The sequence below is a fragment of the Kocuria sp. p3-SID1428 genome, assembly GCF_025149945.1.
In the GTDB taxonomy this organism is placed as follows: Bacteria; Actinomycetota; Actinomycetes; order Actinomycetales; family Micrococcaceae; genus Kocuria.
On the sequence record NZ_JALXVH010000029.1, the window covers coordinates 13,748 to 36,744 of the forward strand.

Annotated in this window: 22 protein-coding genes; 5 read left to right on the forward strand and 17 right to left on the reverse strand. The window is 71.3% G+C overall.

Going from position 1 to position 22,997, the window contains the following annotated elements; genetic code table 11:
• Nucleotides 1-27 precede the first annotated feature (27 nt).
• From M3E84_RS07775 to M3E84_RS07805, 7 genes are all read right to left on the reverse strand, one after another.
• Nucleotides 28-702: a histidine phosphatase family protein gene (locus M3E84_RS07775; protein ID WP_259895634.1), complete on the reverse strand. Its 675-nt coding sequence runs from the start codon at nucleotides 700-702 to the stop codon at nucleotides 28-30.
• 46 nt (nucleotides 703-748) lie between these two features.
• On the reverse strand, nucleotides 749-1,036 hold the full coding sequence (locus tag M3E84_RS07780) for a glutaredoxin family protein (RefSeq protein ID WP_259895635.1): 288 nt from the start codon (nucleotides 1,034-1,036) through the stop codon (nucleotides 749-751).
• A 146-nt stretch (nucleotides 1,037-1,182) separates the two neighbouring features.
• Nucleotides 1,183-1,281, reverse strand: a complete 99-nt coding sequence (locus tag M3E84_RS07785) for a 30S ribosomal protein bS22 (protein WP_009882927.1) — start codon at nucleotides 1,279-1,281, stop codon at nucleotides 1,183-1,185.
• 204 nt (nucleotides 1,282-1,485) lie between these two features.
• Nucleotides 1,486-2,493, reverse strand: coding sequence for a FadR/GntR family transcriptional regulator (locus tag M3E84_RS07790; RefSeq protein WP_259895636.1), 1,008 nt, complete (start codon nucleotides 2,491-2,493; stop codon nucleotides 1,486-1,488).
• A 28-nt stretch (nucleotides 2,494-2,521) separates the two neighbouring features.
• Nucleotides 2,522-3,868, reverse strand: coding sequence for an NADP-specific glutamate dehydrogenase (gdhA, locus tag M3E84_RS07795; RefSeq protein ID WP_259895637.1), 1,347 nt, complete (start codon nucleotides 3,866-3,868; stop codon nucleotides 2,522-2,524).
• A 138-nt stretch (nucleotides 3,869-4,006) separates the two neighbouring features.
• The gene (locus tag M3E84_RS07800; RefSeq protein WP_259895638.1) at nucleotides 4,007-4,561 is read right to left on the reverse strand and encodes a helix-turn-helix transcriptional regulator; all 555 of its coding nucleotides are present in this window, start codon (nucleotides 4,559-4,561) and stop codon (nucleotides 4,007-4,009) included.
• 52 nt (nucleotides 4,562-4,613) lie between these two features.
• Nucleotides 4,614-5,729 (reverse strand): acetoin utilization protein AcuC, encoded by a 1,116-nt coding sequence (locus M3E84_RS07805; RefSeq protein ID WP_259895653.1) that lies wholly within the window; start codon nucleotides 5,727-5,729, stop codon nucleotides 4,614-4,616.
• 272 nt (nucleotides 5,730-6,001) lie between these two features.
• Here M3E84_RS07805 and M3E84_RS07810 point away from each other — a divergent pair, with 272 nt between their 5' ends.
• From M3E84_RS07810 to M3E84_RS07820, 3 genes are read left to right on the forward strand one after another with little or no spacing between them, the layout of a single operon-like run.
• Complete coding sequence (locus tag M3E84_RS07810) at nucleotides 6,002-7,429, forward strand: TrkH family potassium uptake protein (RefSeq protein WP_259895639.1); 1,428 nt, start codon at nucleotides 6,002-6,004, stop codon at nucleotides 7,427-7,429.
• Nucleotides 7,422-8,102, forward strand: coding sequence for a TrkA family potassium uptake protein (locus M3E84_RS07815; RefSeq protein WP_259895640.1), 681 nt, complete (start codon nucleotides 7,422-7,424; stop codon nucleotides 8,100-8,102). The genes M3E84_RS07810 and M3E84_RS07815 overlap by 8 nt, the downstream gene beginning before the upstream one ends.
• Before the next feature lie 42 nt (nucleotides 8,103-8,144).
• The gene (locus M3E84_RS07820) at nucleotides 8,145-9,245 is read left to right on the forward strand and encodes an alpha/beta hydrolase family protein (protein WP_259895641.1); all 1,101 of its coding nucleotides are present in this window, start codon (nucleotides 8,145-8,147) and stop codon (nucleotides 9,243-9,245) included.
• Between the two features lie 69 nt (nucleotides 9,246-9,314).
• Here M3E84_RS07820 and proC read toward each other — a convergent pair whose 3' ends face one another.
• From proC to M3E84_RS07860, 8 genes are all read right to left on the reverse strand, one after another.
• The gene (proC, locus tag M3E84_RS07825; protein ID WP_259895642.1) at nucleotides 9,315-10,187 is read right to left on the reverse strand and encodes a pyrroline-5-carboxylate reductase; all 873 of its coding nucleotides are present in this window, start codon (nucleotides 10,185-10,187) and stop codon (nucleotides 9,315-9,317) included.
• Nucleotides 10,188-10,239: 52 nt separating this feature from the next.
• Entirely contained in the window at nucleotides 10,240-11,043 is an 804-nt protein-coding gene (locus tag M3E84_RS07830) for a sugar phosphate isomerase/epimerase (protein ID WP_259895643.1), read from the reverse strand.
• Complete coding sequence (locus tag M3E84_RS07835) at nucleotides 11,040-12,026, reverse strand: Ppx/GppA family phosphatase (RefSeq protein WP_259895644.1); 987 nt, start codon at nucleotides 12,024-12,026, stop codon at nucleotides 11,040-11,042. The genes M3E84_RS07830 and M3E84_RS07835 overlap by 4 nt, the downstream gene beginning before the upstream one ends.
• 63 nt (nucleotides 12,027-12,089) lie before the next feature.
• The gene (gene topA, locus M3E84_RS07840) at nucleotides 12,090-14,894 is read right to left on the reverse strand and encodes a type I DNA topoisomerase (protein ID WP_259895645.1); all 2,805 of its coding nucleotides are present in this window, start codon (nucleotides 14,892-14,894) and stop codon (nucleotides 12,090-12,092) included.
• A 160-nt stretch (nucleotides 14,895-15,054) separates the two neighbouring features.
• The gene (locus M3E84_RS07845) at nucleotides 15,055-15,498 is read right to left on the reverse strand and encodes a pyridoxamine 5'-phosphate oxidase family protein (protein WP_259895646.1); all 444 of its coding nucleotides are present in this window, start codon (nucleotides 15,496-15,498) and stop codon (nucleotides 15,055-15,057) included.
• Nucleotides 15,499-15,553: 55 nt separating this feature from the next.
• A complete protein-coding gene (locus M3E84_RS07850) occupies nucleotides 15,554-17,263 on the reverse strand; it encodes a methyltransferase (RefSeq protein ID WP_259895647.1) in 1,710 nt (569 codons plus the stop codon).
• A complete protein-coding gene (locus tag M3E84_RS07855; protein WP_259895648.1) occupies nucleotides 17,260-18,246 on the reverse strand; it encodes a rhodanese-related sulfurtransferase in 987 nt (328 codons plus the stop codon). Before M3E84_RS07855 ends, M3E84_RS07850 begins: the two co-directional genes overlap by 4 nt.
• 54 nt (nucleotides 18,247-18,300) lie before the next feature.
• A complete protein-coding gene (locus tag M3E84_RS07860) occupies nucleotides 18,301-18,753 on the reverse strand; it encodes a pyridoxamine 5'-phosphate oxidase family protein (RefSeq protein WP_259895649.1) in 453 nt (150 codons plus the stop codon).
• 119 nt (nucleotides 18,754-18,872) lie between these two features.
• On the opposite strand from M3E84_RS07860, the gene M3E84_RS07865 reads away from it, so the two are divergent.
• Both M3E84_RS07865 and M3E84_RS07870 read left to right on the forward strand, forming a co-directional pair.
• On the forward strand, nucleotides 18,873-21,278 hold the full coding sequence (locus tag M3E84_RS07865) for a DEAD/DEAH box helicase (RefSeq protein ID WP_259895650.1): 2,406 nt from the start codon (nucleotides 18,873-18,875) through the stop codon (nucleotides 21,276-21,278).
• Between the two features lie 60 nt (nucleotides 21,279-21,338).
• Nucleotides 21,339-22,052 (forward strand): PIG-L deacetylase family protein, encoded by a 714-nt coding sequence (locus M3E84_RS07870; protein ID WP_259895651.1) that lies wholly within the window; start codon nucleotides 21,339-21,341, stop codon nucleotides 22,050-22,052.
• Nucleotides 22,053-22,145: 93 nt separating this feature from the next.
• Here M3E84_RS07870 and M3E84_RS07875 read toward each other — a convergent pair whose 3' ends face one another.
• Both M3E84_RS07875 and M3E84_RS07880 read right to left on the reverse strand, forming a co-directional pair.
• Nucleotides 22,146-22,592: an Rv3654c family TadE-like protein gene (locus M3E84_RS07875; protein WP_259895652.1), complete on the reverse strand. Its 447-nt coding sequence runs from the start codon at nucleotides 22,590-22,592 to the stop codon at nucleotides 22,146-22,148.
• Nucleotides 22,582-22,997 (reverse strand): TadE family type IV pilus minor pilin (locus tag M3E84_RS07880; protein ID WP_396415591.1); only part of this gene is annotated, 416 nt, incomplete at its 5' end. The genes M3E84_RS07875 and M3E84_RS07880, both read right to left, overlap by 11 nt.

Below are 22,997 nucleotides of genomic sequence, written 5' to 3' on the forward strand. Positions count from 1 at the left end.
CGGAGGGGCCCGCGTAGGCGCGGGCCATCATGACCCGGGAAGCTGGTTAACCCCTGAATAGAGGTGCGCCGCCGGCTCCGCGTAGGTCACGGCGGGACGGCGCCCGGAGTCCAGGTCGGCGAAGTGCAGGGAGGTCAGCGACCCCAGGTTGCACTGGCGCCGGCGGGGATCGTGCGGCAGACGGCGACCCTCTGCCGACAGGCGCGTCAGCCAGATCGGCAGCTGGTGGGAGACGATCACGGCCTCTGCGCCGTCGCCGCCGATCTCGACGGCCCGGCGCCCTGCGGCCAGCGCCGCCTCGGCCATGCGCGCGACCGTGCTGCGGTACGGCTCGCCCCACGACGGGCGCAGCGGATCGATCAGGTGCGGCCAATGCACCGGCTTGGCCAGCTCCGCGGCGTCCACGTGGAGGCCCTCGAAGTGGTTCCAGGGCTCGATCACGCGCTCGTCCGGGTGGATCTGCAGATCGAGCGCCTCGGCCACCGGCTGAGCCGTCTGGCGGGTGCGCAGCAGCGGCGAGGCCACGAGGTGCACGATGCGCGCGCCCTGCTGGTCGCGGCGCTGGGCCAATGACCGCGCCGCGACGCGAGCCATCTGCTGGCCGCGCTCGGCCAGACGGAACTCGGGCAGGCGGCCGTAGACGATCCGCTCCGGGTTGTGGACCTGGCCGTGGCGCAGCAGATGGACGATGGCTGAGGACATGGGGTCATCATCCCAGACCCAGGCGCACGGCTCGAATCGAAGACCGTCAGGCGCCCCGCTGGGCCAGAAGACGCTCGAGCCGACGCGGGTCGATCTGCCAGAAGTCGCGCTGCCGGCCGTCGATCAGCAGCACGGGGACCTCGATCTGCCAGCGCTGCGTCTGCTCGGACTCGGGCAGCTGCGCGATGTCGGTCTCGGCCCACTCCAGACCGTGTCGGCGAGCTGCGGCGGCCACGGTGTCGCGGGCCGCCTGGCACAGGTGGCACCCCTCGCGCGTGATCAGCCGCAGCGGCGGCGCGGAGAGGTCGATCTGGGCCGGGGTCTGCTCGGTCATCGTCCGATCCTAGGACGATCGCCGTCCCGTCGGCTCCCTCGAACGATGCGCCAGGCAACGCGACGTCATGCGAGACGGGCGCTGCTCAGACGACCAGGGCCCCGCTCTCGCGAGAGCGGGGCCCCTGTCGGCTCACTGCCAGCAGGTCACTTCTTGTTGCGACGCTGGTGGCGGGTCTTGCGCAGCTGCTTGCGGTGCTTCTTCTTGGACATGCGCTTGCGGCGCTTCTTGATCACAGAGCCCATGGGCTTCCCTCACTTCACGTTTCGTTGGTCCGAACCGGCGCGGCGCGTCGGCGCGCTGCTGCCCGGCGCGTCTGGCGCGACGGCCGTTGCGGTGCGCGATACGGGTGGCGACGGGACGAGCGCGAGCCGCCCTGTCGAGAATTCGCTCCCCGGAAGTCTACCTGCTCTGCCCCGCCGGGTGGTATTCCGCAGGCGCTGGGGCGCTCAGCCTTCGCTGCGGTGCGAGCGCTGATCGTCCGACTCGCCCTCCTCGTAGGTCCCCGAGGGCTGCCCCGCGGGGGCGTCGGCTGCGGCCCGCTGCGCGTCGCCGCCCTGACTGCTCGGCGCACTGACGGCGGCGGCCTCCTTGACGGGATCGTCGTGCGAGCCCGTGCGACCGGCGGCCGCAGCCTCGACCAGCCCCCCGGCCCGCGACGATGCGCTCCCCTGCTCCTGGGAGCCCTCCTCCGAGACCCAGACCCTGCCCGAGGACGTGGGCCCCGGGGCGGGCCCCGTGGACACGGACTCGGGTCCGCGCGCACCGCGCTCGGGATCCACGCCGGCCTCCACGTACTGGTACTCGATGTGCTCCTCGACCAGCCGTGCCGCCAGGTTCCGGTCCCCGGCCAGCACCGCCGAGAAGATCGCCTGGTGCTCGGCCCGGATGCGATCCACCGTCTTGGACCACAGCGGCACATGCCCCACCAGCGCCATCGTGTACTCGTAGATCGAGTCCCTCAGCGCAGACATCAGCGAGGCGACGAGCGTGTTGCCTGCCGTCTTCACCAGTGCGATGTGGAAGCTCACGTAGTGGTGGTGGAACTCCTTGAGGGAGATGTCATCACGGGCCATCTCCCGCAGGATCGCCCGCAGCTCCGGCATGGCCGGGCTGCGATAGTCCGAGCTGCGCAGCGCCCAGGTCTCGAGCAGGACCCGCGTCTGCACGATGTCCCGCAGCGGATATGCCGCTGTGGCCATATGCAGCTGCAGAGCGGGTCCTGCCGAGGATGCCGGTTCGCGCACGAGCATGGGCAGAATCGACTTGCGGCTCCCCTCATAGAGGCGCAGGACTCCCTGGGCCTCGAGGATCTTGAGGGCCTCGCGCATGGTCCCGCGGCTCACGCCGAGGATCGCCGCGAGGTCCTTGTCCGACGGGAGCTGCTGTCCGAGGACCAGGTTCCCGTCGAAGAGCTCGTTCTCCAGCCATTGGAGGACTCGTCGATGTGTTGCCATGTGCTCAGCCTACGTTCATCCTGCCTGCTCAGATGACGCCCTGGGCCAGCATGGCGTCGGCGACCTTGATGAAACCGCCGATGTTGGCGCCCGCGACGTAGTTGCCCGGCTGGCCGTACTCGTCGGCGTGGGCCGCGCAGGTGTCGTGGATGCCCTTCATGATCTCGGTCAGGCGGGTCGAGGTGTAGTCGAAGGTCCACGAGTCGCGCGAGGCGTTCTGCTGCATCTCCAGGGCGGAGGTGGCCACGCCGCCGGCGTTGGCCGCCTTGCCCGGGGCGAAGAGCACGTCCGCCTCCTGGAAGATGCGCACGCCTTCGGTCGTGGTGGGCATGTTGGCGCCCTCGGCCACGGCCAGCACGCCGTTCTCCACGAGCTTGCGGGCATCCGCGCCGTTGAGCTCGTTCTGCGTGGCGCAGGGCAGGGCGACCTGCGTCGGCACCTCCCACAGCGAGGCCTTGCCGACCTCGGTGAACCGGGCCTGGCCGCCGCGGCGCTGGACGTAGTCGTTGATGCGCCCGCGCTCGACCTCCTTGACCTCGCGCAGGATGTCCAGGTCGATGCCGTCCGGGTCGTGGATGAAGCCGCTCGAGTCCGAGGCGGTGACGACCTTGGCGCCCAGGCTCTGGGCGAGCTGGATCGCGTAGATCGCCACGTTGCCCGAGCCGGAGACGGAGACGGCCTTGCCGTCGAAGTCATCGCCCTTCGTCTTGAGCATCTGGCGGGCGAACTCGACGGTGCCGTAGCCGGTGGCCTCGGTGCGCACCAGGGAGCCGCCCCAGGACAGGCCCTTGCCGGTCAGGACGCCGGACTCGTAGCGGTTGGTGATCCGCTTGTACTGCCCGAACAGGTAGCCGATCTCGCGGCCGCCCACGCCGATGTCACCGGCAGGGACGTCGGTGTACTCGCCGATGTGGCGGTAGAGCTCGGTCATGAACGACTGGCAGAAGCGCATGACCTCGCCGTCGGAGCGGCCCGACGGGTTGAAGTCAGCGCCGCCCTTGCCGCCGCCGATGGGCATGCCGGTCAGCGAGTTCTTGAAGATCTGCTCGAAGCCCAGGAACTTGACGATGCCGAGGTAGACCGACGGGTGGAAGCGCAGCCCGCCCTTGTACGGGCCCAGCGCGGAGTTGAACTCGACGCGGAAGCCGCGGTTGATCTGGGTGCACCCCTGATCATCTACCCACGGCACGCGGAAGATGATCTGGCGCTCGGGCTCGCAGATGCGCTCGAGAACGGCCGCATCGAGCAGCTCCGGGCGGCGTGCGACCACAGGTCCCAGTGATTCGAAGACCTCGTCGACCGCCTGGATGAACTCCTTCTCCCCAGGGTTGCGGGCGATGACGGTCTCGCGGACCGGCTGCAGCTTCTCGTGCACGATGTGCTCCTCTCCGGCAGTGGGACCCTTGTCCCGGCCAGATGCGAGTCTGGCAGACGAAGCCCGCTCATGGGCGCCCATGCGCTCGATTGTCGCGGAAAACATCCGGCAGCCGCCGGCCGCCGCCGAGCCTTCCGGTCAGCGCCGACGCCTGCGCAGCACCGAGGAGACCAGCCCGCTCACGCCGCGCCCGCGCGCCGATGCCGGGTCGTCCTGCACCGCGCTGAGCGGGTCCAGGCGCGGTGGCGCCGGCTCCGACGCGGGTGCCTCGACAGGCTCGATGATCGGCTCAGCGGCCGCATCCCTGTCCGCTTGCGCCTGAACCGCCTCCGCGCTCACGATCCGCACGGGCTCGGCGGTGGGCGCCGAGCCAGCAGAGGCGGCCTTCGCGACCGTCTCGTTCGGCGGTGCGATCTGCGCGGAGTCGACGTCCCGGCCACCGGCCAGCTCGCGCAGCGCCCCGGCGGTCTCGAGCAGGACCTCGGCCTGGATGCGGTAGAAGCGCTTCTGGCCCTCGGCCCGCTGATGCACGAGTCCCGATTCCCGCAGCACGCGCAGGTGCTTGGAGACGGTCGGCTGGGAGGCCTCCACCGCGGCGACGAGCTCCCCGACGGCCCGCTCGCCGACGCTGAGCTCCTCCAGCAGAGCGCGTCGGGTGGGGTCGGCCAGAGCGGTGAAGACGTCCTGAGTCATTCCAGGGATCCTACCGGGCCACGACCCGGATCACGGCCATCTCCCGGCCCGCTCAGTCGTACCAGGGATCCAGCCCCCACAGCGGGAACACCGCCCGCCGCGTGGCCATGACCACGCGATCGGTGGGGTCATCGGGATCGAAGCCGACCTCCCACGAGCGCCACCACAGATCGACGTCATCGCCCATGGAGGGATGGGGATCTGCGCCATAGGTCTCGCGGATGTGATCGCGCCAGGCCTCGGGAACGGGACGGGCCAGCCCGATCGGATCCCCGGTGGCCACCGCCACCAGATGCGTCCAGGACCGGGGCACCGTGTCGTAGCAGTCGTAGCCGCCGCCGCCGGTGGCTATCCAGCGGCCCTCGCACCAGCGCTGCGCCTGGCGGGCCACATCCATCATGATCTCGCGCTGAGCGTCCACCGAGACCCGCAGGTGCGTCAGCTCGTCCTGGAAGTGGGAGTCGCAGCCGTGCTGGGAGACGATCACCTCCGGGTGGAACTGCTCGATCAGCTGCGGCACGACCGCGAAGTATGCGCGCAGCCACTGGGCGTCGTCGCTCATGGGAGGCAGGGCGATGTTCACCGCAGTGCCCTCGGCCTGCGCCCCGCCCAGCTCGGTCGCGAAGCCCGTGCCGGGGAACAGGGCGGCGCCGGTCTCGTGCAGGGAGATCGTCATGACGCGGGGATCGTCCCAGAAGATCGACTGGGTGCCGTCGCCGTGGTGGCCGTCCACGTCCAGGTAGAGCACTCGGGAGACGCCGCCCTCGAGCAGGTGCCGGATGCCCACCGCGCAGTCGTTGTAGACGCAGAAGCCGCTGGCCCGATCCGCGAAGGCATGGTGCATGCCGCCGCTGAAGTTCACGGCGCGCACGGCGGAGCCGTCGAGCAGAGCCTGAGCGGCCTGCAGCGTGCCGCCGGCCAGCCGGGCGGAGGCCTCGTGGATGCCCGCGTATCCGGGAGTGTCCTCGGTGCCGAGCCCGCACTCGGCGATCTCCTTGCCGGGGTCCTCGCTCACGGCGCGCACCGCCCGGATGTACTCGGTCGTGTGGGCCAGCCCGAGCTCGGAGTCCTGCGCCGCCTCCGGCACCTGGACGCGGACGCCGGGGCGGGAGTCCAGCCCGAACTCCCGGACCATCCGCCAGGTGGCATCGAGCCGCGAAGGGTGCATGGGATGGTACGCGCCGAAGTCGTACTGGAGCAGCTGCGGGCTCCAGAACAGGGCGGTGGGTGTCGTCTGCGTCACAGGCTCATTAGACCATTGCGGCCCTTCCGAGCGGGACTCGACGACGGCACGGAGCGGCAACAGAGCGCCGACGGGTCCATACTGTGCGTGGATCCGCGTCGGATCCTGTCCACCGCGCCTCCGCGGCGCCCCCGCAGAAGGGGACCAGCCGCCGTCCGTGCGCACTGCCCCGCCGAGATGATCCTGGAGGCTCCACGGTGCGTGCCGCCCACGGGGCCAGTCCGCCCCAGACCGAGTCCCGTCCGCTGCGCCATCAGCTCGGCGGCCTGCGCGATCTGCTCGACCGCGTCGCCCAGTCCTCCCCCGCCCGCCTGGCCGTGCTGGTCTTCGTCGGCGTGGCCGGGCTGTTCACCCTGCTGCTGTGGCTGCCGTGGTCCTCCAACGACGGACACCCCACGGCACTCGTCGACGCCGCCTTCACCGCCACGTCCGCGGTGACCGTGACCGGGCTGACCGTGGTGCCCACGGCCGATCACTGGTCCTTCACCGGACAGCTGATCATCCTGGTGGCCATCCAGATCGGCGGGCTCGGCACGCTGACCATGACCTCCCTGCTGGCCCTGGCCATCGGCCGCAAGCTCGGTCTGCGCTCCAAGCTGGTCACGCAGAACGCCATGAACGTCGGGCGCCTGGGCGAGCTCGGCTCGCTGCTGCGCACCGTGGCCGCGACCTCCATCGTCATCGAGGCATCGCTGGGCGTGGTCCTCACCATCGGGTTCCTGGTGGCCGGCGAGCCTGCGCACATTGCCCTGTGGCACGGGCTCTTCTACTCCGTGTCGGCCTTCAACAACGGCGGGTTCACCCCGCACTCCGATGGGCTGGTCCCCTATTTCACCGACTCCGTGCACATGTGGCTGATCCTGTTCCCGATCAGCATGGGAGTGCTGATCGGCTCGCTGGGCTTCCCCGTCATCCTGGTGCTGCGCCAGGTCGGCTGGCTGCGGTTCTCGCGCTGGAACCTCAACACCCGGGTCACGGTCGTGACGACCTTCGCCCTGATGGTGCTGGGCTGGGTCCTGTGGGCCGGGCTCGAATGGACCAACCCGGCCTCGATCGGCGGCGAATCCGCAGGGGAGAAGATCTTCAACGGCTTCTTCGCCTCGGTGATGATGCGCTCCGGGGGCTTCAACATCGTGGACATGTCGGACCTGCACCCGGTCACCCTGCTGCTCACCGATGCCCTGATGTTCGCCGGCGGGGCTCCGGCTTCGACCGGCGGCGGCATCAAGGTCACGACCTTGGCCGTCGTCGTGCTCGCCATCCTGGCCGAGGCACGAGGCGAACGGGCCGTGATCGCCTTCCACCGCACCATCCCCGACGGCGTCCTGCGCATCGCGATCTCCGTGATCGCCATGAGTGCCACCATCGTGCTGACGGCCTCGGGGATCCTGCTCGTGCTGACCGAGGAGCCGCTGGAGCGGGTGCTCTTCGAGGTGATCTCCGCCTACGCAACCTGCGGGCTGTCGATCGGGCTGTCCGGGGAGATGAGCCCCGCTGGCAAGTCGGTGCTGGTCGTGGTGATGTTCATCGGACGCATCGGCACGACTACCGTGGCAACTGCCCTGGCGCTGCGATCGCGTCGGCGCCTGTACCAGTACCCCGAGGAGAGGCTGATCATTGGGTGAGCATCGCCACCGCGGCAGGAGCCACTCCGTACCCGTGCTGGTCATCGGCATGGGTCGCTTCGGCACCGCCACTGCCCTGCAGCTCGCCTCCCAGGGACGCGAGGTCATGGGAGTGGAGCGCGATCACGCCCTGGTGCAGAAGCTGGCCGGACAGCTCACGCACGTGGTCCAGGCCGAGGCCACCGACATCGATGCCCTGCGCCAGCTGGGCGCTGCCGAGTTCACGCAGGCCGTCGTGGGCGTGGGCACCTCGATCGAGTCCTCCGTGCTGATCACCGCCAACCTGGTGGATCTGGGCGTGGGCAGGATCTGGGCCAAGGCGATCTCCAAGGCCCACGGCAAGATCCTCTCGCGCATCGGCGCGCACCACGTGATCTTCCCGGAGGCCGATGCCGGTCGGCGCACCGCGCACCTGGTCTCCGGGCGCCTGCTGGACTACATGGAGTTCGACGACGACTTCGCGATCGTCAAGATGCATCCGCCGCGCGAGACCCAGGGCTTCACGCTGGCCCAGGCGGATGTCCGCGCCAAGTACGGTGTGACGGTCGTGGGCGTGAAGGCCCCCGGCGAGGACTTCAGCTACGCCACCCCCGACACCACCGTCACCGCCCGGGACACCCTGATCGTGGCCGGGCATGTGGAGCTCATCGAGCGCTTCGCCGCCCGACCCTGACCCCGCCGCCAGCTCGCACCGCCGACCTGTGAGGAGCCCATCATGGGCGCACGCAGCGCAGCCCGAACCCGCCGACACCGGATCCTCCTGATCACCGGGGCCCTGCTGGCCGTCGTGGTCGTGATCGGCCTGACGGCGGTGGGGATCGCACGCCGCGACGCCCTGCGCCCCGAGCTGGAGGCCCGCTTCCCCGCCCGCGACGATCACGCGCAGCCGGCCGCGCAGCTGCCCGAGCCCGCCATGCCGGAGGTCCTGGACGCTCAGCCGCTCTCCGAGCGCACGACCCGCTACCGGCTGACCTCCGAGGTGGTGCCTGCCGAGCAGACCCAGGACGGTCCGTCGGCGGTCGTGACCCTCCCGCAGGACTACGACGAGTCCCGGGAGTACCCCGTGGTCTACCTGCTCACCGGCACCGACGGGCAGGCCTCCGCGCAGGACTGGTACGACAACGCCGCGCTCGAGGACTCGCTGGGCGACCTGCAGGCGATCGCCGTGGCCGTCGACGACGGCGCGTACGGCTGGTACACGGACTGGAGCGGACCCACGAAGCAGCCCCAGGGCTGGCGGACGCACCACCTCGAGGAGGTGCTGCCCTGGGTGGACCAGCGCTATCCCACGATCGCCGCGCCCGGCGGACGCGCTGTCGTGGGCGCCTCCGCCGGCGGCTACGGCGCCGTGAGCTACGCCGAGCAGCGCCCGGACCTGTTCGGCGCCGCCGTATCCATGTCCGGACTGCTCAGCTTCGATGCGACGGCAGACCGGAAGCTGGTCCTGGGCGAGGCCGCCGCAGCCACCGGCGAGGGCTCGAACCTGTTCGGCGACGGGCAGCGCACCACCAGCGCCGACTGGGACTCCCACGATCCGTCGCTGCACACGCAGTCGCTGACCGGCATGCCGATCTGGCTCTACTCGGGCTCGGGTGATGAGTTCGAGGCGCGGCTGCAGGAGACCACCGAGACCTTCGCGGCCAGCGCCGAGGCATCCGGGGCCGCTGTGCGCACGGGCACCTACGAGCAGCTGATCGACGACGGCGCGCGCATGCCCGCCGGGACCTGCTCGGCGGGGCACGAGTGGACCTGCTGGTCGATGGCTCTGGTCTCGGTGGCCCCGCAGCTGCAGGACCACTTCGACCGCTCGGTCTGAGTCGCCGGTACGGCCGCTGCCGGTGCGCGGCGGACCCGGGCACCAGCAGCGGCTGAGCAGATCAGGGCCTCAGCCCGTGTACTCCTGCTCCATCTCCTCGCCCCGGTCGGCCGAGGCCTTCACGGATCGGGCCACGAGCTCCTCGATGCCGCCGTCGAGGAACGTCCCGACGGCCCGCTCCGTGGTGCCGTTGGGGCTCGTGACGGCCTTGCGCAGGGCCTCGGGATCTGCGTCCTGCGGCTCGAGCAGCCGTCCGGCGCCGTACACGGTCTGCTTGGCCAGGGTCCGCGCGGTCTCGGCGTCCAGACCCAGGCGCTCGCCGGCCTTCTGCATCATCTCGGCCAGCAGGAACGCGTAGGCCGGGCCCGAGCCCGACACTCCGGTCACAGCGCCGATGAGCTCCTCCGGGACCTGCACGACGATGCCCACGGCACCGAGGATGTCGCTGACCTCCCGAGTCTGCTGCTCGCTGACCGACTCGCTCGGAGTCACGGACAGCGCACCGGCCCCCACCGAGGACGGGGTGTTCGGCATGCAGCGCACGATCGGCTGGCCCTCGGGCAGGTGCGCCGCCATGGCCGCCAGGCTCACGCCCGCGGCCACCGAGACGACGACGGTCGACGGGTCCAGCGCCGGTCGGATGTCATCGCACAGCTCGAGGATCGCGTAGGGCTTCACGCCCAGCAGCACGATGTCCGCGCCCTCGACGGCACGGCGATTGGCCTCTTCGTCCGCCTCCGTGGCGAGGACCTCCACCCCGGTCTCCTGGGAGAGCCGATCGCGGGAGCCCTGCGAGCGCGTGGTGGCGCGCACGCGCTCGGCGGGCGCTCCTGAGGCCAGGACGCCGCGCAGGATCGCGCCGTTCATGGAGCCGCTTCCCAGGAAGGCGATCACTGGCTCGGCGCTCGAGCGCTCGGTCGATGCGGATGCGGTCTCGGTCATCGGTGGTCCTCTCGTGTCTCGGATGCTTCTGGCATCCAGCCTAGGAGGCCCCTCAGACGCTGTGCGAGCCCTCGGCGCCGAGCCTCATGTGGGTGCGGGCGAAGTCCAAGGACTCGGCGAGCATGGCAGCGCGGGCGTCGTCGTCATCGGCGCCGCGGGTGTTGATCTCCACGCCGATGACGCCCTGCCAGGCGCTGGCGCCCAGCAGCTGCAGGGTCTCCGCCACCGGCTGCTCGCCGTGCCCGGGCACCAGGTGCTCATCGGAGGTGCCGCCGTCGTTGCCGTCGGTGAGATGGACATGGCCCAGGCGCGGCAGCAGCTCGCGCACCGCCTCGAGCGAGTCGACCTCGGCGATCGAGGCGTGGGAGAAGTCCCAGGTCACCCAGTCGTAGTCGAAGCGGCGCGGGTCCCAGTGCGGGCGGTACATCTGCAGCTCCTGGCCGGCCACGCGCCAGGGGTACATGTTCTCCACGGCGATCTTCACCCCGGTCAGCTCGCCGAGGGCGTCGATGCCCTCCACGAAGCTCTGCGCGTAGCGGCGCTGCCAGACGAACGGCGGGTGGGCCACGACCACCTTGGCACCGACCTCCTCGACCATCTTGGCGGCCAGCTGGATCTTGGTCCATGGCCTGCCCCAGACCTGCTGGGTGAAGAAGAGGGTCGGTGCGTGGATCGCCGAGATCGGGATCTGATAGGTCTGCACGGCGTCGAGCAGCTCGTGGGTCAGCTGCGTGGTGCGCTGGTGGGTGACCAGCACCTCCACAGAGTCGTAGCCGAGCTCGCTGGCGGTGCGGAAGACCTCGGTCATGGAGCCCAGGAACAGGCAGCTCGAGGACATGGCGACATGGGTGCTCACGCGGTGGCCTCCCGGGAGATCTGGCTGTGCGGCGGATTCAGGACGGTCTCGGGGTCGGCGCTGAGGCGGTCCATCCGCCGCAGGATGAGCCCCTCGCGCAGGGCCCACGGGCAGATGTCCAGGCTCTGGGCGCCGAGCATGTCCATGGCGGTCTCAGCGGCGATCCCGCCGGCGAGCATCTGCTCGGCGCGGTTGACGGAGACGCCGGGCAGGTCCGCGCGCTCCTGGGCGGACATGGCCTCCATGCGCCGGGTCCACAGCCGCAGGTCCTGCAGGTGCATGGTCCGCCGCACGAACTGCCCCGCCCCGGAGGGAGCGGCGCCGCAGATGCGCGCCAGGGAGCGGAAGGTCTTGGACGTGCCGACCACGAGATCCGGGGCGCCCTGCGCCTGGATCGTCTCGACGGCCGGCTCCAGGGTGCGCCGCACATGCTTGCGCAGCGCCTTGACCTCGCTGGGGATCACCGGGTGCCGTGTGAGGAAGCTGCGGGTGAGGCGACCGGCGCCCAGCGGCGTGGACACTGCTGCCGCCGGCAGGCCGTCGTGGCCGATCGCCATCTCGAAGGACCCGCCGCCGATGTCGAGGTCCAGGATCGTGCCCGAGCCCCAGCCGGACCAGCGGCGCACGGCGGAGAACGTCACCGCGGCCTCCTGGTCCCCGGAGATCTCGGTCAGTGTGACTCCGGATCGCGACTGGACGTGATCGAGCACCGCCGCGCCGTTGCCGGCCTCCCGGATCGCCGAGGTCGCGAAGGCCAGCAGGTCCTCGGCCTGGTGCTCGGCGGCCACGTCTCGGGCCTCGATCACGAACTCGGTCAGAGCGTCGCGGCCCTCCTGCGAGATGCAGCCGTCGTCGTCCAGGTACTGCACCAGGCGCAGGGAGACCCTGTGATCCGCGAAGGCCTCGGGCCGAGAGCCCGGGTAGACGTCGAGCAGCAGCAGGTGGACGGTGTTGGAGCCGACGTCCAGGACTCCCAGGCGCATGCTGGCTCCTTCAGGTGCTCGATCGATCGACCGCAGCGGCCCCGGTAGGGGTCGCTCGCGGGCTCAGGAGGATGCGGAGGTCTTCTTCCGGGTGCCCGCGCGCTTGGTCGTGGAGGCCCCGGAAGGCTTCTTGGCCCGGGCGCCCGACGAGCGGCTGGTCTTCTTGGGGGCCGGACCCTTGGCTCGCTTCTCCGAGAGCAGCTGGGAGGCCCGCTCGGCCGTCATCTGCTCCACAGACTCCGAGCGCGGGATCGTCACGTTGGTCTCGCCGTCGGTGATGTACTCCCCGAAGCGCCCGTCCTTGATGATCATGGGCTTGTCGGTGATCGGGTCGGTGCCCAGATCCTTCAGCGGCGGCTTGGCGGCGCCGCGCCCGCGCTGCTTGGGCAGGGCGTAGATCCGCTGGGCCTCCTCGAGGGTGATCTCGAAGATCTGCTCCTCGCTGGACAGCGAGCGCGAGTCCGTGCCCTTCTTCAGGTACGGGCCGTAGCGCCCGTTCTGCGCGGTGATCATCTCGCCGTCCTTGTCCTTGCCGACCTCGCGCGGCAGGGACAGCAGCTTCAGGGCATCGTCGAGGTCCACCTGCTGGATGTCCATGGACGACAGCAGCGAGGCGGTGCGCGGCTTGGGCTTGTCGATCTTCTTGGGCTTCGGCTTGCCGTTCTTGTAGTACTCGGTGGGGATGGCGTCGAGCTCCTCCTGGGTGGGCTCGGGGATCACCTCCGAGACGTACGGGCCGTAGCGGCCGTCCTTGACCACGATCGTGCGCCCGGTCTGCGGGTCCTGGCCGAGCTCGCGGCCATCGGCGCGGCCGATCTCCATGAGCTCCTCGGCCTTCTCGGCGGTGAGCTCATCGGGGGCCAGGGTGTCCGGGACGTTGGCGCGCACGGGGTCGGTGACCTCGCCGGTCTGCGGGTCCACCGAGCCGCCGGACTCAAGGTAGGGGCCGTACTTGCCCACGCGCAGGTCGATCGTGTCCGTGACCTTCAGCGTGTTCAGCGCCCGGGCGTCGATCTCGCCGAGGTCATCGACGATGGCCTTGAGACCGTCGTCCGAATCGCCGCCCTGGCCGAAGTAGAACCGCTGCAGCCACTGCGTGCGGTCCTCCTCGCCGCGGGCGATGCGGTCCAGGCCCTCCTCCATCTCAGCGGTGAAGTCGTAGTCGACGTAGTCGCTGAAGTGCTCCTCGAGCAGACGCACCACGGAGAACGCGGTCCACGACGGGATCAGGGAGGTCCCGCGGACCTTGACGTAGCCGCGGTCGGTGATCGTGGAGATGACGGCCGCATAGGTGGACGGGCGCCCGATGCCGAGCTCGTCCATGGCCGCCACGAGCGAGGCCTCGGTGTAGCGGGCCGGGGGCTTGGTGCTGTGGCCCTCGGCTGTGATCTCCTGGGAGGTGAGGGCATCGCCCTCCTCCATCTGCGGCAGGCGGCGGTCCTTGCGGCCCTTGGCCTCGCCGTCCTTGCCCTCGGTGGTGTCCGGCGCCTCGCGGTAGGCCGAGAGGTAGCCGTTGAACGTGATCACGGTGCCGGAGGCGCTGAACTCCGCCCTGCGACCGTCGGTGCTGGTCGCGGCCAGGCGCAGGGTGGCGGTGAAGCCCTTGGCATCGGCCATCTGCGAGGCGACGGTGCGCTGCCAGATCAGCTCGTAGAGCTTGAACTCATCCGCCGACAGCGAGCCGCGGACCTGATCCGGGGTGCGGAAGGAATCGCCGGCGGGGCGGATGGCCTCGTGGGCCTCCTGCGCGTTCTTGGACTTGTTCGCGTAGCTGCGCGGGGCATCCGGCACGAAGTCGCCGCCCCACAGCTCCCGGGCCTGCTGGCGGGCAGCGCTCACTGCCTGCTGCGACAGCGCGACCGAGTCGGTGCGCATGTAGGTGATGTAGCCGTTCTCGTACAGGCGCTGGGCCACCTGCATGGTGGAGCGCGACGAGAAGTGCAGCTTGCGCGCAGCGTCCTGCTGCAGCGTGGAGGTCGTGAACGGGGCCTTGGGCCGGGAGAGGTAGGGCTTGGTCTCCTGCTGCGCGACCGTGAAGTCGGCCTCGGACAGGCCCTCGGCGAGCGAGGTCGCCTGCTGCTCGTCCAGGTGCGCGACGGCCTCCGGCTTGCGCAGCTGCCCGCGGTCGTCGAAGTCGCGGCCGGTGGCGACCTTGCGCCCGTCCACGGTAGAAAGCCGCGCCTGGAAGGCGCTGCCGGCGTCGGGCCCGGAGACCGGGGCGAACTCGCCGGTCAGATCCCAGTGATCGGCGGTGACGAACGCCATGCGCTCGCGCTCGCGCTGCACGACCATGCGCGTGGCCACGGACTGCACGCGCCCGGCCGAGAGCCCGGAGGAGACCTTGCGCCACAGCACCGGGGAGATCTCGTAGCCGTAGAGGCGGTCCAGGACGCGCCGGGTCTCCTGGGCGTCGACCAGGTCCTGGTCCAGCTCGCGCAGCTCGCCGAAACCGCGCTCGATCGCCTCGCGGGTGATCTCGGGGAAGGTCACGCGGTAGACGGGGACCTTGGGCTTGAGCACCTCGAGCAGGTGCCACGCGATGGCCTCGCCCTCGCGATCGCCATCCGTGGCGAGGTAGAGGGCATCGCAGTCCTTGAGCTTGCGCTTGAGCTCGGTGACCTTCTTCTTCTTGTCCGTGTTGACCAGGTAGTAGGGGTCGAATCCGGCCTCGACATCCACGGCGAACTTGCCGTACGGGCCCTTCTTCATCTCGGCCGGCAGGTCCGACGGCTGAGCCAGATCTCGGATGTGGCCCATGGAGGAGTCGACCTCATAGGCATCGCCCAGATACCCCGCGATGGTCTTCACCTTCGAGGGGGACTCGACGATGAGCAGGCTCTTGCCTGATCCCGGGTTCTTCTGGGGCACGGTCGCTCCTAGGGGATGGGGATGCCCCGGCCGTCCTCCGCGTCGGAAGCGCGGGTGCCGGGAGGCTGCGGTGGACGGGCGCTCACCCGTCCGATCGCCCCCACCATATAGCCGCCGCACGACGGGGCCTGACACACGAGCGGCGCGCAGGTGCTCGGGATCAGTCGTCTCCGCCGTCCGAGCCGCCGTCCTCGGCCGGCCCGACCGGGAACGATCGGCCATGGATCTGATCCGGCTCGATCACGACGAAGACCGGCTTGAAGCTGCGCACCCAGGTGCGCAGGTCGAGGTTCTCGGCGACGGCGCGCTCGTCCCCTGAATCGACGCGGCGTGCCCGTCCCTGCAGGACCACCGAGGAGACGCGCAGCTTCTGCTCGTCGCGATGATCGGCCTCGAAGGCGACCTGGTCGTTGACCGTCAGGGCGGCCAGCTTGGAGCCGGGGGCAGTGCGGAACCACAGCTTCTTGCCGTGGACGACGAAGTTCACGGGGAAGATGTCGACGAAGCCGCCGGCGTGCACGGCCAGACGGCCGAACGGCTCGTCCTCGAGCAACTGCCACATCTCGTCACGGGTGAGCTCGCGGTACGGATCCTGTGCAGTCATGGCCTCCATCCTTCCACCTCCCGGCCCGCCTCGGAACCCGGCGAGGTGATCTCCCTCACGGCTGCGCGGAATCGTCCGGCTCCTCGGGGTCCGCGACGTCGAGGAAGCCGTCGACGAGCAGGCTGCGCGCCTGCTCGAGAAGCGCCAGAGCCTCCTGGGGGCGATGCCCCGGCTCGGCCTGCCAGTCCAGCAGCGCTCCCAGAGCCCCGACGATCTGCCCGACGCTCAGCTCGCCGTCGCAGGCCCCCATCAGCCCGGCTGCCTCGGAGGTCAGCATGGCGGTGCGCTGCAGCCCCGCGCCCTGGCGGACCAGGATCACGGACGGATCCTCCGCCCCGGGGTGGCCGTGGCGCTCCTCCGTGACATGGTCGGGCACCACCAGGTGCAGCTCCTCCCAGGCCGGCCCGAGACGGTCCAGCTCGCTTTCCCGGCGCACGGTCTCCGCCAGCACCGCCCCGACCGGCTGCTGAGCCGGATGCCCCAGATGCTCGAAGCGACGGCGCGGGGCCGCCTCATGGCCCTCCGGCGGCCGGTCCAGGCGCACCCAGCCGAAGCCGATTCCGGCCACCGAGCGGGCGGCGAAGTCCTCGAGGTAGGCCTCATAGGCCTGCTCGTAGCGCTGCCGGTCCAGGTGCTCGGAGGCATCGCGCAACCAGGTCTCGGCGTAGCCCTGCGGGGACTCGATCTCGCGCTGGATGACCCAGGCCTCCAGCTCCGGGGGCAGCCAGGACTCCACCCGCTCGAACCAGGCGCGCTCGAGCCTCCCGCCGGCGAGCTCCACGGCCTCCGCCGGGATCTCCCAGTTGCCCAGCAGGTGCGCGCTGGCACCGGGGGCCATGACCTGCTCGATCCCCCCGAGCAGCTCGGCGATCAGGGTGTCGCCCTCCCGGCCGCCGTCGCGGTAGGTGTAGCGCTGGGCCTCGTCCTCCTGCGGCGTGCGCGGGGTGATCACGAACGGCGGGTTCGACACCACCAGGTCGAAGCGCTCGCCGGCCACCGGCTCGAGCAGCGAGCCGCAGCGCAGCTCGATGCGCCGCTGCAGGTGATACGGATCCAGCCCGAGCGCCTGCGCGTTGAGGATCAGGTTGAACCGGGCGAAGCCCAGGGCGCGCTCGGAGAGGTCGGTGGCGACCACGCGCTCGACGCGGCGCAGCAGGTGGAAGCTCTGGATGCCGCAGCCGGTGCCCAGGTCAAGGGCCGTGGCCGCAGGGCGAGGGTCGGTGATCTGCACGAGGGTCTGCGAGGCCCCGCCCACTCCCAGCACGTGGTCGTGGCGCAGCGCGGCTCCCGGTCGCTGGAAGGCACTGAGATCGGAGGCGATCCACAGGTGCAGGCCGTCGTCGCCCTCATGGACGTCCAGGTCCACGAGGCTGCGCGCCCTGTCCCCCTCCAGCTCCACGACTCCCAGGTGCGCCAGCTCCTGCGGCGAGATCTCCGGCAGCGCCTCGGCCAGCTGGGCCTGCCCGACCGGTCGGGCCAGCAGCAGCAGCTCGACGACGACGCCCAGCCGCCGCTGCGCGCTGCCCTCCGGGTGGCGCTGCGCCAGCTGCCGCAGGGCTCGCAGCGCCGGGGCGGCCTGATCGCGGGCCAGGGCCTCGACCGCATCCCGGCCCAGCAGCTCGCGGATCGGCTCCGCTCGGAAGCCCGCCTTCCCCAGCGCTTCCGCCAGGCGCAGGACGAGCTCGGGGTCCTTTGACCGGGGCGCGTCCGGCACGGCCGAGAAGTCCGGGGCAGTGGTGTTCTGGGGCTCGGACGGCGTGGTCATGCGCTCTCCTGGGGGTCGGTCGGGGCCGCGGAGCCGACAGCACCGGCAGCCGCCTCGGGGTCGGCGTCCGCCGGCAGCGGCTCGCCCGTGCGGGCGTCGCGGCAGCCGTCGGGGCAGCGCAGACCGGGCCCGCCGAGGTGCTGCTCGCGATGCGGGGCACAGGCCAGCAGGCGGCGGTGACAGCGGGGCTGCGCGCAGTTGAGGAAGCGATCGGCAGGGGCGTCGCAGAAATCGCACCGCCCGATCACGGCGGCGGCATCGGAGAACTCGAGGGCGCCGCGGTCGTCGAAGACCGCCAGGGAGCCCTCCCACAGCCCGGAGTCGCCGCGGGTCTCGCCGTAGCGCACGATGCCGCCGTCGAGCTGGTAGACCTCGCGGAATCCTCGCCGGCGCATCATGGCCGAGAGGAACTCGCAGCGGATCCCGCCGGTGCAGTAGGTGACCACGGGGCGGTCCTTGAGGTGGTCGTAGGCCCCGGAGTCGAGCTCGGCGGCGAAATCCCGGCTGGTCTCGACATCCGGGACCACGGCTCCCCGGAAGCGCCCGATCCGGGCCTCCCAGGCATTGCGGCCGTCGAAGAGCACGAGGTCCTCACGCTCGGCAGCCATCTCGTCGAGCTGCTGCGGGCTCACGCGCACGCCGCCATCGACGACTCCCTGATCATCGACGGCGACCTCGTCCGGGGCGCCGAAGCCCACGAGCTCCCGGCGGACCTTGACCGACAGCCGCGGGAAGTCCGCCGCCGAGCCGTCCGACCACTTGAGCTCGAGATCGCCGAAGGCGCGGTGGCGGCGGGTGGCCTTGGCGTACTGCTTGAGAGCGCCGACCTCCCCGCCGACCGTGCCGTTGAGGCCCTGCGGGGAGACGATGATGCGCCCGCGCAGCCCCCAGCGTTCGCACAGGGCCTCCTGCCACAGCGCGATCGCCTGCGGATCGGGCAGGGCGACGATCCGGTAGTGCAGCAGGATGCGTTCGACAGTCACCGCACCAGGCTAGCCGGGCAGCCGGCCGGTGACCGCCGCCGGGCGACGGGCGGCTCAGCCCTGCAGGCTGAAGCGCCGGCCCGTGACCTTGTACGGCGCGATCTCCACGACCTCGAGCTTCTCCGTGTCCAGCCATGGGCGCAGCCCGAGGCGCTCGAAGCGCTCGAGCTCCTGGGGATCGGTGAGGGTGCGGGCATGTCCGCGCACGATCACGGACCATGCCCGTCCGCCGGTCACATGATCGACCTCGAAGGCGACCTGCGAGTACAGGCTCAGGCGCAGCAGCTTGGAGCCGCGGGCCGAGCGGAAGTAGAGCTTGCCCTCATCGGCGATGAAGTTCACCGGGGTGATCTCGATCTCCTCGCCGTCGCGGGTGCCCAGACGGCCGAAGCGGCTCTGACCCAGCAGCTGCCAGCACTGCTGCTCGCTCAGCGGCTCGGCCGGGGCCTGTGCCGGCTGCTCGTCCTGCTCGGGCAGGGGGTCGGGGTGGAGGATGTCCTTGTTCATGTCCCCATGGTGGTCCTCGGTCCCCGGCTGCGGCGAGGACTTGCCCGGGGTTTCTGCGGAAGGCAGCGCCCAGGGGGCGGTGCGGCAGCGCTGGGGGCAGGCAATGGGACAATGCGCGGATGCACGAGCCCCATCCCCTGCTCCCGCTGCTCGGCCGCGGCCCCGATCCCGAGCAGGTGCGCCACGTCCGGCAGCTGCCGGGACGCGCAGCCGAGACCGCTGCGTGGCCGGAGACGATCCACCCGGACGTGGTGGCCGCCTATGCCGCCTCGGGCATCGACCAGCCCTACGCCCATCAGGCCCGTGCCATCCGTGCGGTCTCCGAGGGGCACGTCATCGTGGCCACCGGAACCGCCTCCGGAAAGTCGCTGGCCTATCAGGCACCCGTGCTCTCCGGTCTGCACCGCGGGCGGCTGGCCGCACGCAGGGAGCCGGGCAGGCTGCAGCACCCCGAGGAGGCCACCGCCCTCTATCTCTCCCCCACCAAGGCCCTGGCCGCCGATCAGCTCAGCGCGCTGGAAGGGCTCATCCGTCGCGGCGGCGGGCCCGACGGCTCCGGCCTGGACGTCCGCGCCAGGACCTACGACGGCGACACCCCCGTCTCCGAGCGGCGCTGGATCCGCGATCACGCCGATGCCGTGCTGTGCAATCCGGACATGCTCCACGCGGGCGTACTGCCCAACCACCAGCAGTGGTCGCGATTCCTGCGCCGACTGCGCTGGGTGATCGTCGACGAGGCCCATGTCTACCGCGGCGTGTTCGGCTCCCATGTGGCCGTCGTGCTGCGGCGCCTGCAGCGGGTCGCCGCCCTGTACGGCGCCGATCCGGTCTTCGTCGGGGCTTCGGCCACCTCGGCCCGGCCGCAGGAGTCCTTCGCCCGGCTGATCGGGGCGCCGAGCGAGGAGGTCGCAGCGATCCGCGAGGACACCTCCCCGCACGGGCCGGTCACGGTCGTGCTGTGGGAGCCCGAGCAGTCCGGGGCCGAGGGCGAGAACGGCGCACCGGTGCGGCGCAGCGCCCTCGTGGAAGCGGCCGAGATGCTCACCGACCTGGTGCTGCGCCAAGTGCGCACCCTGGCCTTCGTGGGCTCGCGCCGGGGCTCGGAGACGATCGCCCAGATCGCCCACCGCCAGCTCGAGGAGATCGAGCCCGGCCTGGCCCACCGCGTGGCGGCCTACCGCTCCGGCTACCTCCCGGAGGAGCGCCGCGAGATCGAGCAGAAGCTGCGCGACGGCCGCCTGCTCGGGCTGTCGTCGACCTCGGCGCTCGAGCTCGGCATCGACATCGCCGGGCTCGACGCCGTGCTGGTGGCCGGGTGGCCGGGCACCCGAAGCTCGTTCTTCCAGCAGATCGGCCGCGCCGGTCGCGCCGGTCAGGATGCCCTGGCGGCGTTCATCGCCCGCGAGGACCCTCTGGACACCTACCTGGTCAATCACCACGAGGCGCTGTTCGACGACCCCCTCGAGGCCACCGTCTTCGATCCGGGCAATCCCTACGTGCTGGCCCCTCACCTGTGCGCGGCCGCCGCCGAGACCCCGCTGAAGCCCCAGGAGCTCGAGCTCTTCGGTCCCGGCGCGCCCGCGATCGTGACCGCTCTGGAGGAGGCGGGGCGCCTGCGTCGTCGCCCCGCGGGCTGGTACTGGACCCATGCTGAGGACCCTGCCGGCATGGTCTCGATCCGCGGCGACGGCGGCGGGCCCCTGCAGATCATCGAGACGGGCACCGGCCAGCTGCTCGGCTCGATCGGCACGTCGCAGGCTCATCAGCAGACCCATCCCGGGGCCGTGTACGTGCACCAGGGCCGCTCCTACGTGGTCGATGACCTGGACCTGGAGCATCACGTGGTCTCGGTGACCGGCGCCCAGCCGGAGTACTGGACCTCCGCCCGCGATGTCACCACCGTGTCCGTGATCGAGGAGGAGCGCCGCCGGCAGTGGGGGCCGGTGACCGTGCGCTTCGGGCAGGTGCAGGTGACCTCGCAGGTCGTGTCCTTCCAGCGCAAGGCCGTGCCCGGCAACGAGGTGCTCGGCGAGGAGCCGCTGGATCTGCCGCCGACCGACCTGCGCACCCGCGGCGTCTGGTTCACGGCACCGGGCTCGACGCTCGCGGCCGCGGGCATCGAGGAGCCGGATCTGCCGGGGGCCCTGCACGCGGCCGAGCACGCGATGATCGGGCTCCTGCCCCTGCTGGCCACGTGCGACCGCTGGGACGTGGGCGGGCTGTCGACCGCGCTGCACGTCGACACCGAGCTGCCCACGATCTTCGTGCACGACGGCCACCCCGGAGGCGCGGGATTCGCCGAGCGCGGCTACGAAGTCGCCCGGCGCTGGCTGCAGGCCACCCGGGAGGCGATCACCGCCTGTGCGTGCGAGGCCGGCTGCCCGTCGTGCGTGCAGTCGCCCAAGTGCGGCAACCGGAACCAGCCGCTGGACAAGCAGGCCGCGGTGCGCCTGCTCGATGCTCTGCTCGAGGCGGCGCCCGAGGACGACTCGGGCGCCGCGCCGGAGGACGGCCCGAGGGCCTGAGCGCAGCGGCGGATGCCAGACTGGGAGCCCGAACGAGCCTGCTGAAGGAGGCGAAGCGCCATGGAGCCGCTGCCCGATGAGGACTTCCGCCGCGTGCTGTGCGTGGTGGCCCATCCCGATGACCTCGAGTACGGGGTCTCGGCCGCCGTGGCCAGCTGGGTCGCCCGCGGCATCGAGGTCTCCTATCTGCTGCTGACCGGCGGCGAGGCAGGGATGCAGCGCGATCCCGCCGAGACGGCTGCGCTGCGAGCCCAGGAGCAGGCCCGGGCCTGCGCGGAGGTGGGCGTCACCGACCTGACGATCCTCGATCACCCCGACGGCCACCTGGAGCCCTCGCTCGAGCTGCGCCGGGACATCGCCCGGCACATCCGCCGCGTGCGCCCGGATGCGGTGGTGACCATGACCTGGGCTGACGTGGTGCCGTGGGGGCTGTCCATGGCAGATCACCGCGTGGCCGGTCTGGCCGCCGCGGATGCCGTGCACGATGCCGACAACCGCTGGGTCTTCCGCGAACTCGCCGAGCAGGAGGGGCTCGAGCCGTGGGGTACCACCTGGCTGCTGGTCTCCGGCAGCGACCAGCCGACCCACGCCGTCGATGTCAGCGGAGAGGCTCTGGAGCGCGGGATCGCCTCGCTCGAGCGCCACGAGCAGTACCTCGCCGATCTGCCGGATCATCCGGCCCCGCGCGAGCTGATCACCGGTGTCACCGCCGAGGCCGGCCGGCAGCTCGGTGTGGAGGCGGCCGAGGCCTTCCGGGCCTTCCGGCTGCGCTGAATCGCCGGGAAGGCCCACGCCGCCACCGGCAGCTCGGCGGGGCCTTCCGCGACCGCTCTCGCGCTCCCGCGGAAGGGGCCTCCGATGTGCGGCTCACGCGAACGGGCTGTCCTGCGGCGCTCCGGCCCGGCTGCGACCGCGGGCCTGGCCGAAGACCGACAGCGCCGAGGGCAGGTCGATGCCCACCTCCACGTCGACCGTGGTGGCCTCGGGACCCACGACCGCGCAGTCGAGAACCTCCGCGCCGTTGAGCTCGGCCAGCTCGGCGGCGACCTCGCAGGGCTGCCCGATCCGCAGGCCGCGGGCGGTGTCTGCGGCGGCCAGCGCCGAGAGGTCGGCGGCGTTCTCGGCCCGGTGTGTCAGGATCGCGGCCTGCCCCACGCCCAGCGCGGCGACGATCAGGAAGACGGCGACCAGGGCGAGGATCAGCCCGAGGACCGTTCCCGCCCCGAGATCGGGATGCCGTCCCTCTTCACCCGAGGATCCGTCGTGTTCGCGCCCCCGGATCCCGATGGCGGCCCCGGGGCGCTCAGCCGCCATCGACGATCACCTCCTCGCTGAAGGTCGTGGCCTCGGCAGAGACCTCGAGCGCCTGCCAGCGCCCCAGCACCCCGGGGGCGGGCAGCCGCACCGCGGCCGTGGCGCGGTCGTCATCGCGCTGCACGGAGACCACGGCGTCGTCGCCGGCGATGGTCTCGGCCTCGAGCTGCGCGTCTGCGGCCGATTCGCCGCGGGCCATCACGCGGGCGGCGGCCCCGGCGGCCTCTTCGGCTCGGACCTGCAGCATGGCGGCACCGCCGCAGGCCAGCAGCACGGCCAGCAGCAGGACGATCGAGGGCAGGACGATGGCGGTCTCGACGGTCACGGCGCCGTCGTCCCGGCTGCCGCCCGCGGGGCGATGTCGCACCGACCGGCGACGGGTCTGCACTGGGCGGATGCTGTTCA

Bases quoted from the DNA above. Each gene is read 5' to 3' on its own strand.
- M3E84_RS07775 (WP_259895634.1), bottom strand. From the start codon at position 702: ATGTCCTCAGCCATCGTCCATCTGCTGCGCCACGGCCAGGTCCACAAC.
- M3E84_RS07780 (WP_259895635.1), bottom strand. From the start codon at position 1,036: ATGACCGAGCAGACCCCGGCCCAGATCGACCTCTCCGCGCCGCCGCTG.
- M3E84_RS07785 (WP_009882927.1), bottom strand. From the start codon at position 1,281: ATGGGCTCTGTGATCAAGAAGCGCCGCAAGCGCATGTCCAAGAAGAAG.
- M3E84_RS07790 (WP_259895636.1), bottom strand. From the start codon at position 2,493: ATGGCAACACATCGACGAGTCCTCCAATGGCTGGAGAACGAGCTCTTC.
- M3E84_RS07800 (WP_259895638.1), bottom strand. From the start codon at position 4,561: ATGACTCAGGACGTCTTCACCGCTCTGGCCGACCCCACCCGACGCGCT.
- M3E84_RS07805 (WP_259895653.1), bottom strand. From the start codon at position 5,729: ATGCACCCTTCGCGGCTCGATGCCACCTGGCGGATGGTCCGGGAGTTC.
- M3E84_RS07820 (WP_259895641.1), top strand. From the start codon at position 8,145: ATGGGCGCACGCAGCGCAGCCCGAACCCGCCGACACCGGATCCTCCTG.
- proC (WP_259895642.1), bottom strand. From the start codon at position 10,187: ATGACCGAGACCGCATCCGCATCGACCGAGCGCTCGAGCGCCGAGCCA.
- M3E84_RS07835 (WP_259895644.1), bottom strand. From the start codon at position 12,026: ATGCGCCTGGGAGTCCTGGACGTCGGCTCCAACACCGTCCACCTGCTG.
- M3E84_RS07845 (WP_259895646.1), bottom strand. From the start codon at position 15,498: ATGACTGCACAGGATCCGTACCGCGAGCTCACCCGTGACGAGATGTGG.
- M3E84_RS07850 (WP_259895647.1), bottom strand. From the start codon at position 17,263: ATGACCACGCCGTCCGAGCCCCAGAACACCACTGCCCCGGACTTCTCG.
- M3E84_RS07860 (WP_259895649.1), bottom strand. From the start codon at position 18,753: ATGAACAAGGACATCCTCCACCCCGACCCCCTGCCCGAGCAGGACGAG.
- M3E84_RS07865 (WP_259895650.1), top strand. From the start codon at position 18,873: ATGCACGAGCCCCATCCCCTGCTCCCGCTGCTCGGCCGCGGCCCCGAT.
- M3E84_RS07870 (WP_259895651.1), top strand. From the start codon at position 21,339: ATGGAGCCGCTGCCCGATGAGGACTTCCGCCGCGTGCTGTGCGTGGTG.
- M3E84_RS07875 (WP_259895652.1), bottom strand. From the start codon at position 22,592: ATGGCGGCTGAGCGCCCCGGGGCCGCCATCGGGATCCGGGGGCGCGAA.